This is a genomic window from Trichococcus sp. (genome assembly GCF_049589555.1).
GTDB lineage: Bacteria > Bacillota > Bacilli > Lactobacillales > Aerococcaceae > Trichococcus.
Window position 1 is genome coordinate 1 of the sequence record NZ_JBAWAZ010000054.1, and the last position, 10,673, is coordinate 10,673.

Consider the following 10,673-nt stretch of genomic DNA (forward strand, 5'->3'; position numbering starts at 1 on the left):
GGATGCCGTGCACCAGGTGATTCACTCTCGTCAGAATTTCTTTGCGCGTGATGATGCCGATAAATTTGCCGTCATCCTCGGTAACGCACAGGAAATTGTGATCGATCAGATAGTTCAGGATATCCTCAAGGTCCGTCCATGGGCGGATGGTCTGTACATTACTGTCCATCACATCTTCCACTTTGAGTGTTTCCATTTTGTCATAGCGGATTGCATCGATTTCTGTGATGGCCTTGATGATCATCGGTATGGAAATCAGTCCTTTGATGCGGGACTTCGAATCCAAAACGGGAATGACGGAATACTTCACTTGGGACAGCACCAGAAACGCATGGTTAAGGTTATTCGAACAATGTACATTTGCGACATTTTCGCCATGGATCATCAGATCCCCGCACGCGTCATTGTCCAGCAATAACCCGGCTACTTCGTTACTAATCATTTGTATTTCCTCCTAAAAGGTGTCCATCCGCAGTCTAATCCGTCGGAAGCACCTTCATTGCATGTGATCAAAGAATTTGAAATTGATTGTTCAGGTCTGCCATTTCCTGATGGCGGTCATTGTAATAGGTAACTGTGGCCGTTTGGTCGTCCAACGTGACGATGCAATAGGTCTTTTCCATCAGTGTTCCTCGTGGTTGACTGATGCTGCCCGGGTTGATGAACAGGATGCCATCCTCCAGCTCCGCTTTGGCGATATGGGTATGTCCATAAAATACCAGTGAAGCGTTCGCTTGTTGGGCTTCGCGTTTCAAACCGGCTACTGAGCCCCTCACGGAATGACGATGCCCGTGGACAACCAGCACATTTTTGTCGCCGGCCTGGAATCGGTATTCGTCGTTCAGCTGATAATCATAATCACAATTCCCCATCACTGTGGTCATGATCCCCCAGATCAGATCGGAACTGCTCAATTCCGAATCGCCGCAGTGGACAAAATGATCGACCTGATGCGCATATCGTAAAGCCAATTCGTTCAGAATATCTTTTTCCCCGTGGCTGTCGCTGACTGCAAGTATTTTTATCATCTAGTCCGCTTCCTTTTCCAGCCAAGCTGCCCAACTTTTCTCAAGATTTTTCAGGGCATTGGCGCGGTGGCTGATCTGATTTTTTTCGACATCGCTCAACTGCGCCATCGTCTTGCCTAAATGTGGCAAATAAAACAACGGATCATATCCGAAACCATTGTCTCCGCTCGGAAACTCGGCGATTTCGCCCTCGATATCCCCTTCGACCACCAGACTCTCCCGATTGGGGTGGGCCAACACCAGCGTGCAATGGAAGTGTGCCTTCCGGGATGGGTTATTCTGGGACCCAAGCATTGCCAGCACCTTGGCATTGTTGGCGGCGTCGCTTTTCATCCCACCAGCGAAACGGGCAGAAAACACACCAGGCTGGCCATCCAAGGCATCAATGCAGATGCCGGAATCATCCGCCAAGACCGTCATGCCCAACAATCCGGCGATCGTCTCAGCTTTCTTCCGCGCATTGGCTTCAAATGTATAGCCGGTTTCCTCAACATCCTCTATTTCCGGATAGTCCAACAAAGTTACGACTTCATAGCCTTTTGGTTCAAAAAGGACGGCGAAATCCCTGGCTTTTCCCGGATTTTTAGTCGCTATCACGATTTTCTTTTTTTCAGTTGCGTTCATCGTATCCCTCATTTCTCAATCAAATTTTCCAAGTCAACTTTTTCAATTGTAAAATTGCTCTGGCCGAGCCAGTTTTCAGCGATATCCGAAAATAGTTTGGGCGAACCCGTCGTATAAAAACGATATTCGGATGCTTCCTTGTTGTGCGAGCTTTCAGCCAAGCGGAAATAGTCCAATAACGTACTCACCTCAGATACCGTTTCAGCTCCGGAATCGATAAGAGTCACCTCAGGGCCCATCACATTTTGGATGAGCGGCGTCAAAAGCGGATAATGCGTGCACCCCAGAATGAGGGTATCGATCGCTTCCTTCAGCAAAGGTTTCAGCGTTTCCGCAACCACTTTTTTGGCGATCGATCCGTTGTATTGGTTACTCTCCACGAGCGGAACAAATTTGGGACAGCTCATGCTGATGACCGAAATGTCCTTGTCTTTGTCCTTAATGGTTTGTTTATAAACGTCGCTATTGATGGTGCCTTTTGTGCCGATCACGGCAATGCGTTCATTTTTCGAATGTTTGATGGCAGCACGGCTGCCGGGATTGATGACGCCGATCACCGGAATGTCCACGCGCTCTCGGATGACATCCAAGGCGGCTGCGGTCGCTGTGTTGCAGGCGATCACCAACATTTTGATATCTTTCTTCAGCAGAAACTGTGTCATTTCCCATGTGTATTGAATCACTTCTTCTTTGGGCCTTGGTCCATAGGGGCATCTGGCGGAATCCCCCAGATAATAAATGGATTCATTGGGAAGTTGTTTCATTGCTTGTTTCACGACGGTCAAGCCGCCGACACCAGAGTCAATAAAACCGATTGCTTTTTTGCTCATGCAGTAACTTCCTTTATTTGTTTTCGTATCTCTATTTTACCTTAAGATGCACTGATTTGGTGAAAATGAGGCAAATTTCATCCGAAATTGCTTCGCTTTTGCGGAAAAGGCAGTCTCCTTTTCCCAAAGCCACTGCCGATTATTGGCCGTTCAAAAATATCTATGCTACAATTGTCTCAATTTCAGTAATCAGGAAAAGGAGTGGGAACACAGATGAGTTATCAATCAATCGTAACCGTAGTCGACAAAGGAATGATCGAGCGCGTCTTCGAAAGCGCGCGCTGCGAAGAGTCCTACTGCGGCACCATCATTGCCGGCCGCGGATCCGGGATGCATGAGAACAAGAAGCTGTTCAATCTGGCGTTGGAACCGGAAAAGGAAATCCTGCTGGTGTTGACCCAGGAAGAACATTCCGAAAAAATCATCAACCAAATCGAAGAAGCGGTTAACATCACCGCACCCGGGAACGGCATCCTTTTTGGGCTGAACATCAAAAGAGTGCACGGTATCCAGTCTGAATAAGAAAAGCGGAGCGGGTTCGTTCACCCCTGAAAGAATTTTAGGAAATCATGCCGACTGAGCATCGTAGAGCGCAATATGCTGAGAGACTTCCTGCGTCAGCAGGTTAGTCGAACAGTATCCTTGGCTCGTAGAGACAAGGGGTTCCTTTATCCTCTCCGAAGGGGTAACCCGTGAAGCTAGCCATCACCATTGGATGCATGGAATATTTTCCAACTTGTGCATCCAATGGTGATGCACTTTCCCATTTAAAATATCGTATACTTTACTACTTAATCACAAACGAAACTCGTTATATCGCGCCATGCGGTATAACGAGTTTTCATTTTTTTGTATGGATGGAGATGTCTGTTCAGCCGTTCAGCAAGCGGCGTTGTTCCTCTTCTTTTTTCCAGTCTGAAATATATTTAAAGACCGGAATCAACAGCAGCATCAATCCCAAAACTTTCTTGGCAGTCCACATAAACATCTTCCTTTCAAGTTGCGTGTTGGATTTCTTAACCCTATTATGCCTGATGTTGAAAAAAAACGCCATTGATAGGCATCGCTTGAAAATAGGCTCTATCCACTATTTAAAATACGTGTATAATGAAGAGTACATTTAAGGGGGGAAAACAATTGAATCCTGAAAACGAAAATGCCCGTATTATCGATAACGAACACTTCTCCTATTTATTGATAAGGGATTACCTTCTGGGGAACATCCTTGGCGAACATACCGATGAAATATTGTATTGGGCCGGGAAAGATTTGGCTCGGCAATTCCCATTAAAAAGTCAGGAAGACCTATATGAAGCGATGATTTATTGCGGTTTCGGACAGCTGGAACTGCTCAAAAAAGAAAAAAATACGCAACAATACCGTCTGGAAAGCGATCTGATCACTGTCCGCACCCAAAACGAGCAGGCCTCCTTCCAACTGGAAGCCGGATTTTTGGCGCAGCAGATCCAGATGACGACCGGTCTCCCCTGTGAAGCAAAAGCAGAGATCCTCGTCGGGAAAGACAAGAAAAAAGAAGTCATCATCACCCTGTTCATCGAATGAACAGTTCAGTCGAAGCATCGCGGTAATCTATTACCGAGATGCTTGGGCTTTTTTTGGCGAATGCGACGCGGTTTGACTGTCCTCCGGCGAAAGCCGCCTTGCCCGGAGCTGAGGACCCGTCCGTTTGCTGTCCTCCGGCGAAGGGATCCTCGCCGAAGCAGGGATTGCGATGGGAACATGCAACTCCGGTGGTTAGGCTCTGGCCGGAGTTGCGTATCCGGTTCGTTGGCTCTCCTCCGGCCAACTACCTTTCGCCAAAAATGACAGCCTCCACCACAAAGTTCCCACAACAAAAAGAGTTGCCGGAAGTCCTGAAACATCAGGGCAACGGCAACTCTTTCTTATTGTTTAGATATATTTTTCAAGCGTTTCTTCAAGCATTTCTTTTGCATGGTAGCCGACTAATTTTTCTACGACTTGGCCATCTTTTTTGATCAACAACGTTGGGATGCCCATGATGCCGAATTGGCTTGGCGTTTGCGGATTAGCATCCACATCCATTTTAGCGAATGTCACTTTGTCGCCGATTTCTGCATCCAATTCATCGATGATCGGTGATTGCATGCGGCAAGGTCCGCACCAAGTTGCCCAAAAGTCCACCAGTGCGACCCCATTCTTCGTTTCTGCCTCAAAATTTGCATCTGTTAATATTTTTACCATTGTATTTACTCCCTTCACAATTCATCGTTATGTGTTAATTATAGCAGAGGTTTTGCTCAGTACCAATCAATCTGCTCAGCCGCGGAACGTCACGATCGTCGCGCCGTTTCCACCGGCGTTAACCGCTGCATACTCATAGGACAGCACTTGCGGATGACGCTTCAGCAAGTCGCCCACCCCTTTGCGGAGGGCGCCAGTCCCTTTTCCGTGGACGATAGTGACTTGCGGATAACCCGCCAATAAAGCGGCATCCAGATACTGATCTACTTCAGCCAAAGCTTCTTCATAGCGCTGGCCTCTGAGATCAAGCTGCGTCGCCACGTGACTGGATGAAGCCGATTTGACAGTGGCAATCTGCCTTTGTCTTCTTTGTTGCTGCGGCTCCTCTTTGATCAGCCTGAGATCCGACTCCGGCAATTTCATCTTCATGATCCCCATCTGCACGACCCATTCAGCGTTGCCTTTCTTTTCAACGAGTGTGCCCCGCTGGCCGTACGTCTCCGTCATGACTTCATCGCCGGGTTTGAACATCTTTTTCTCTTTTTCTTTGCGCAGCACTTTGTTTTTGACCAAAGATTCCTCTTGACGCAGATCATTGAATTGCTTGCGCAGATCAATCAGCTCGTGTTCTTTGATGCTGCCGGAAGTCCCCATGTTCAGCTGCATTTCACGGATTTCCTGCAGCAGGAATTCCGCTTCTTCTTTCGCCGTATCGACCAACTTGTTGGCCTCTTTTTTGGCGTCTTCGATGACTTTTTCCTTGTTGGTTTCCAGTTTTTCGTTGGCGCGCTTCAGATCCGCCAATAACTTGTCGGATTCTTCCAACTGCGCTTGGAGCTGCAGGGATTCTTTTTCGGTGACGCGTCGCTTCTGTTCCAGATCCGCGATCATTTCGTTCAGGTTTTGGCTGTCCACATCGATGAAACTGCGCGCCTGATCGATGATGCTTGGGTTCAAACCGAGTCGCTTCGAGATATCGAAGGCATTGCTTCGTCCGGGAACGCCTATCTGCAGACGGTAGGTCGGAGCCAAAGTCTCTCCGTTGAATTCCATACTGGCATTGATCGTGCCGGAGCGATTGTAACCGTAGGCTTTCAATTCGGGATAGTGGGTGGTGGCCATGACATAACTGCCGATGCCGCCGATGTAGTCCAAAATCGAGATGGCCAGGGAAGCTCCCTCTTGCGGGTCGGTTCCGGAACCCAACTCATCCAGCAGCACCAGACTTTTGTCATCGATCTGATTAAGGATCGAGACGATGTTGGTCATATGCGAGGAGAACGTACTCAGGCTCTGTTCGATCGACTGTTCATCGCCGATGTCCGCAAAAATTTCCGTAAAAATGCCGATTTGGCTGTCCTCATCCGCCGGTATCTGAAGCCCGGATTGGCCCATCATCTGGATGATCCCGAGTGTCTTCAGCATGATCGTCTTCCCGCCCGTATTCGGACCGGTAATGACGATGGCTTGGTATGCTTCGCCGAGGATCAGATCATTCGCGACTACGTCATTCTGATCGATGAGCGGGTGTCTGGCTTTCCAGATGGCGATGTGGTTTTCTTTGCTGATGATCGGGCGTGTCGCCTTCAGGGAATCGGCATAACGCGCTTTTGCATTGATGAAATCCAGCGTCGCCAGCACTTCGCTGTTCCCGTACAATTCCTGTGTGAAAGGCTCGATTTCCATCGATAATTCATACAAGATCCGCTCGATTTCCGCTTTCTCCTGCGCAGCCAGCTGGCGCAGATGATTATTCAGATCCAGGATGGCTTGCGGTTCGATGTAAAGCGTCTGACCGGTTGAGCTTTGGTCGTGGACAATCCCGCCAAACTGATTGCGGTATTCGATCTTGACTGGAATCACAAACCGGTCATTACGGATCGTGATGATGGCATCACTCAGATAGGCTGACTTACTGCCTCGAATGATGTCATCCAATTTGGTCCGGATATTCTGTTCGCCCTGCTTGATTCCTGTGCGGATTCCTTTCAAAGCAGGCGAGGCATCATTCTGGATCGTCCCATCTTCATAGACGGTTGCTTGGATCCTTCTTGTGATTTCAGGCAATACGACCAGCCTGGCAACCAATTCGTCCAGGACAAAGAATGAAATCTCGTTGTCTTCGAACCATTGGAAGAACTGGATGATTTCTCTTGTGGTCGACAATACCCGTCCAATTTCGGCGATCTCTTTGCCGTTCAAGGTGCCGCCTATCTCCAGGCGCTTCAGGTGGCTGCGGATGGACTTCAGCCTTGGCATCGGAATACCGCCTTTCAGGCGCAACACCTTTCTGCCGTCTTCCGTTTCATTTTGCAATGCAACGACTTTTTCCGGATCGGTTTCGGGCCGCAAAGCCTGAATCTGGTCCTTCCCTTGGTCGGTTGCAGCAAAATTTTGGAGCTGTTGTTTTATTTTTTCGAACTCTAATGTTTTGCTTATTTTATTATTCATCTTATTCTCCTAAAAAGTGCTTTCTCCAAAAAAAGCGGGACAATATAGTACACTATACAGTCCCTTCTGTTAAATTAACATTCTGTTACTAAATGATGCCGATCCACCAGTCATAGATCAAACGTGAGAAATATGGCGTTTCTGATACCATCCAAGCCGCAAGTTCGCTATCGACGTAAAGCTGTTGGATAAAATCCAATGGAATCATGGATGCGAGCGTCAGCAACAGGAAGATCCCGATGTAGTGCATCAGGAATCCGAGTACGCCGCCACCCAGCTGATTCAACTGTTTAATGATCGGGAAGAATGCCAATGAGTTCAGCATGCTCCCGACAAATCGCGTGACAAGCCAGCCCGCGAACAACAACAGGACGAACGCCAATCCGTTATAAAACGCCTGATCCAGGACGAATGACACTTCTTCTGTGTAAAAAATCAATTCTTTGCCGAACTCGACGGATGGGTACGGGACCAACAGATCGATTTTTTCCGCGACTACGGCATAGTATTCTCTGGCGACCAAGAAAGAAATGAAATATCCCAGGGTGTAGACAACCTGCAGAATAAGTCCTCTTCTGACGCCAGTATAGATGCCCCACAATAATGAGAGCACTATGATCAACGTAAGCATTTTTTCACCTGATTTCTACAGTCTTTTTACTACTTTTTTCCATCGTGCTCGTGATTTTTGGTGTAAGGCGGAATGGCATTTTCAGCATTTCTGTTGACACCCAAAGCCGAACGCACCTGATTTCTGTGTTGCTCCCGTTTCAGTGCCGCCTCAGAAGCGGTTGTCGTCTTCGTCAATTTTGTATTGGATTTCCTGGCCGGCAGTTCGTTGGCTTCGCGGGCAGCTTGTTGCAGTTCACTGATGGTTGCAGGCATAGAGTTGACTGTTTGGCTCTCGTTATCGCGCTTTTTTCCCGCAAAGGTAGCCACTGCCTTCTTAGCGGCCGCATTACCGGTCATCTTTTCTGCATTGTGTTCCTTTTCAGGCGTTTCAACCGCTGTTGCCTCGGGTTCACCTGCTTGTGTAGCTGCTTTCTCCTCTGTCGGGGGAACGGCGGCAGTTTTTGGTTCAACGTCGGCACCCGCTTCAGGTTCGGGTTTTTCAGCTAAAGTCTTCTCCGGCTCAGCCTGTTCTGTTTCCTCAACGGAAGCGGAGTGTGTAACGCTTTGGCTTTCCTGCAAAGCCTTCTCTAGCTTCGCCACTTTCAGCAACAGCTCTTCCATCTCCAACTGTTTCGTGATCTGATCGGAAATGGCATTCACAGCCACTAGAATGCCGCGCTCCTCCCGACCAAGCGCCGGTGCTGCTTGTTTGATCTGTTCCAATTGCGCATTGACCAATTCCGATACCGCAGTCAAATGCTCTGGTGCTTTATTTCCCACAATCGTATAGGTCTTCCCTGCTATGATTGTTTTGAATCTTCTTTTGTTTTCCGTCATATTCAAAGACCTCCATTAAAAAACTGTCTAATATATTTTAACATAAATCTTGCAGATTGCAGTATAAACCTCTTCCTGTTCGCAAACCTGCCCGTTTTTCGGAAATAGCCGGCTGAATCCCATCACATTTCACCATCAAGAAGTGCCCTTCCTGTGATAGAATAAGGGATGCTACCATCGAGAAGCTGTCCAGAAAAATTAAATAGAGCAAGGATGAGAATATGTCGAATGTCGTATTGAAAGTAACGACGGGCCAACTGAAAAAGATGGCCGTCTTTTATCAGGATTACGCTGTGAAACCAGTGCCGCACAGCCTTTTCACAGCCAAAAAGAACCAGACCACCATCACCGGTTACAATTCCGGAAAAGTGCTGTTCCAAGGTCAGAACGCCGAAAGCGAAGCGGCGCAGTGGCAAGCCAACAGCGAGAAGGTCGGGGATCCAAACCCCCCTGCCGCAAAAAACGGCCCTAAAAAAGAGGCCACGAGCAAAACCGGCCTCCCTGCAGGCTTTTCCACCTGGTCCGTCATCGGCAGCGATGAAGTCGGCAACGGCAGTTATTTCGGGCCATTGACGGTCTGTGCTGTCTACGCGTCCGCCGAACAATTGCCCTTGCTGAAAAATATGGGCGTCCAGGACTCCAAAGCGCTGACGGATGCCCGCATCATCACCATTGCGAAGCAGTTATTGCAGCAAGTCCCGCACAGCGTCATCAACCTGATGCCCGAAAAATACAATGAGGTCCAACCGACGATGTCCCAAGGGAAAATGAAGGCGTTGCTGCATAATCAAGTGCTCGATCAGTTGTTGAAGAAAATAGCTCCAGAAAAGCCCAAAGCGATCCTTGTCGACCAGTTTGAATTGCCTTCGACGTATTTCAAGCATATTTCCGACCAAAAAGTGCAGGTGAAGGAGAACATTCATTTCCAGACCAAGGGCGAATCCCACCATCTGGCTGTCGCGGCGGCTTCCATCATCGCCCGCTACTACTTCCTGAAGACCTTGGTGGACATGACCGTAGCCTCCGGTTATCCGATCCCTTCAGGCGCCGGCGCCAACGTCGACTTGATTGCAGCGGAAATGTACCGTGAAGGCGGCTTGGAACTGCTGGACAAATACACGAAGCTACACTTCGCCAATACCCAAAAAGCCATCCGATTGGCGAACAGATAGTAACAAAAGCGGAACGGGTTCATTCAGCCCTGAAAGAAATTTAGGAAATCGTGCCGACTGAGCATCGTAGAGCGCAATAGGTACGATTTATCTAATTTCCGAAGGGCTAACCCGTGAAGCTAGCCTAAAAAAAACGATTCGCCGTTTCTGAGGCGAATCGTTTTTTGTGTTGTTCAGTAAAATGAGTAAAGCTGGTTCCCTTAGCGGATCGCTGCTCCGCATTCGGTTTCCAGAGCCGCAACCAATTTGGTGAAGGCTTTGTTGATGTCTTCATCGACAAGCGTCGCTTCAGGGTTCAGGAATGACATGGAATAAGCAACCGACTTTTTGCCGTCCTCGATGCCTTTGCCTTGATAGATGTCGAACAGATGGACATCCTTCAGGAATTTCCCGCCGTTTTCCTTGATGGTCTTGACGATCTGTTGGTGTGTGACGGTTTCATCCACCAATAAAGCCACATCGCGGGTCACGCCAGGGAATTTAGGGATCGGCTGTTGCGTGATCACTTCCTTCGGTGCAGCGATGATCGCTTCGAAATCGATTTCGAAAGCATAAGTTTCCTTCAGGTCATAGGCATTTGCCGTTGCCGGATGGACTTGGCCGACATAACCGATGTAGGCATCGCCCAGATAGACGGCAGCCGTTCTGCCTGGATGCATCCATTTCAGGTCTTTGGCAGCTTCAAAACGGATCTGATCGCTCAGGCCCATTGTCTCGAAATACCCATCCAATACTCCTTTGGCATGATAAAAGTTGACGGGTTCAGCAGCCATTTGCCAATCTTTTTGGTAGGCCATTCCTGTCATCACGCCGGCCAAACGTTCTGCCTCAATCGGTAAAACGCGATCAGCTGATGGGAAGAATACGCGACCTATTTCATAAAATTGGATATCCGT

General features: G+C 48.4%; 11 protein-coding genes and 1 pseudogene. 3 read left to right on the top strand and 9 right to left on the bottom strand.

Features of this window, described 5'->3' with window-relative positions; translation table 11 throughout:
- From cbpB to racE, 4 genes are all read right to left on the bottom strand, one after another.
- A partial coding sequence (gene cbpB / locus WBV27_RS02615; RefSeq protein WP_424199162.1) for a cyclic-di-AMP-binding protein CbpB occupies positions 1–442 on the bottom strand: 442 nt, incomplete at its 3' end.
- A 67-nt stretch (positions 443–509) separates the two neighbouring features.
- Positions 510–1,028: a metallophosphoesterase gene (locus tag WBV27_RS02620; protein ID WP_424199164.1), complete on the bottom strand. Its 519-nt coding sequence runs from the start codon at positions 1,026–1,028 to the stop codon at positions 510–512.
- Positions 1,029–1,652, bottom strand: a complete 624-nt coding sequence (locus WBV27_RS02625; protein WP_424199166.1) for an XTP/dITP diphosphatase — start codon at positions 1,650–1,652, stop codon at positions 1,029–1,031. It abuts the gene before it with no gap.
- An 8-nt stretch (positions 1,653–1,660) separates the two neighbouring features.
- Entirely contained in the window at positions 1,661–2,482 is an 822-nt protein-coding gene (racE, locus tag WBV27_RS02630) for a glutamate racemase (RefSeq protein WP_424199168.1), read from the bottom strand.
- Between the two features lie 213 nt (positions 2,483–2,695).
- On the opposite strand from racE, the gene WBV27_RS02635 reads away from it, so the two are divergent.
- Complete coding sequence (locus WBV27_RS02635; RefSeq protein ID WP_424199170.1) at positions 2,696–3,004, top strand: hypothetical protein; 309 nt, start codon at positions 2,696–2,698, stop codon at positions 3,002–3,004.
- A gap of 615 nt (positions 3,005–3,619) precedes the next feature.
- Positions 3,620–4,045 carry a YslB family protein gene (locus WBV27_RS02640; protein ID WP_161525956.1) on the top strand — a complete coding sequence of 142 codons (426 nt, stop codon included), beginning with the start codon at positions 3,620–3,622 and terminating at the stop codon, positions 4,043–4,045.
- Between the two features lie 348 nt (positions 4,046–4,393).
- Here WBV27_RS02640 and trxA read toward each other — a convergent pair whose 3' ends face one another.
- From trxA to zapA, 4 genes are all read right to left on the bottom strand, one after another.
- On the bottom strand, positions 4,394–4,705 hold the full coding sequence (trxA, locus tag WBV27_RS02645) for a thioredoxin (protein WP_106450936.1): 312 nt from the start codon (positions 4,703–4,705) through the stop codon (positions 4,394–4,396).
- A gap of 75 nt (positions 4,706–4,780) precedes the next feature.
- Positions 4,781–7,156: an endonuclease MutS2 gene (locus WBV27_RS02650; RefSeq protein WP_424199172.1), complete on the bottom strand. Its 2,376-nt coding sequence runs from the start codon at positions 7,154–7,156 to the stop codon at positions 4,781–4,783.
- Positions 7,157–7,244: 88 nt separating this feature from the next.
- Positions 7,245–7,787 carry a CvpA family protein gene (locus WBV27_RS02655; RefSeq protein ID WP_424199174.1) on the bottom strand — a complete coding sequence of 181 codons (543 nt, stop codon included), beginning with the start codon at positions 7,785–7,787 and terminating at the stop codon, positions 7,245–7,247.
- Positions 7,788–7,816: 29 nt separating this feature from the next.
- Entirely contained in the window at positions 7,817–8,605 is a 789-nt protein-coding gene (zapA, locus tag WBV27_RS02660; RefSeq protein WP_424199176.1) for a cell division protein ZapA, read from the bottom strand.
- 221 nt (positions 8,606–8,826) lie between these two features.
- Here zapA and rnhC point away from each other — a divergent pair, with 221 nt between their 5' ends.
- A complete protein-coding gene (gene rnhC, locus WBV27_RS02665; protein ID WP_424199178.1) occupies positions 8,827–9,777 on the top strand; it encodes a ribonuclease HIII in 951 nt (316 codons plus the stop codon).
- A 200-nt stretch (positions 9,778–9,977) separates the two neighbouring features.
- Here the strand turns inward: rnhC and WBV27_RS02670 are convergent.
- A pseudogene (locus WBV27_RS02670) lies at positions 9,978–10,673 on the bottom strand (phenylalanine--tRNA ligase subunit beta); the annotation flags it as partial.

Excerpts from the sequence above, each read along its gene's own strand:
- trxA (WP_106450936.1), bottom strand. The coding sequence starts at position 4,705 with ATGGTAAAAATATTAACAGATGCAAATTTTGAGGCAGAAACGAAGAAT.
- WBV27_RS02635 (WP_424199170.1), top strand. The coding sequence starts at position 2,696 with ATGAGTTATCAATCAATCGTAACCGTAGTCGACAAAGGAATGATCGAG.
- WBV27_RS02625 (WP_424199166.1), bottom strand. The coding sequence starts at position 1,652 with ATGAACGCAACTGAAAAAAAGAAAATCGTGATAGCGACTAAAAATCCG.
- WBV27_RS02620 (WP_424199164.1), bottom strand. The coding sequence starts at position 1,028 with ATGATAAAAATACTTGCAGTCAGCGACAGCCACGGGGAAAAAGATATT.
- WBV27_RS02655 (WP_424199174.1), bottom strand. The coding sequence starts at position 7,787 with ATGCTTACGTTGATCATAGTGCTCTCATTATTGTGGGGCATCTATACT.
- WBV27_RS02650 (WP_424199172.1), bottom strand. The coding sequence starts at position 7,156 with ATGAATAATAAAATAAGCAAAACATTAGAGTTCGAAAAAATAAAACAA.
- racE (WP_424199168.1), bottom strand. The coding sequence starts at position 2,482 with ATGAGCAAAAAAGCAATCGGTTTTATTGACTCTGGTGTCGGCGGCTTG.
- zapA (WP_424199176.1), bottom strand. The coding sequence starts at position 8,605 with ATGACGGAAAACAAAAGAAGATTCAAAACAATCATAGCAGGGAAGACC.
- rnhC (WP_424199178.1), top strand. The coding sequence starts at position 8,827 with ATGTCGAATGTCGTATTGAAAGTAACGACGGGCCAACTGAAAAAGATG.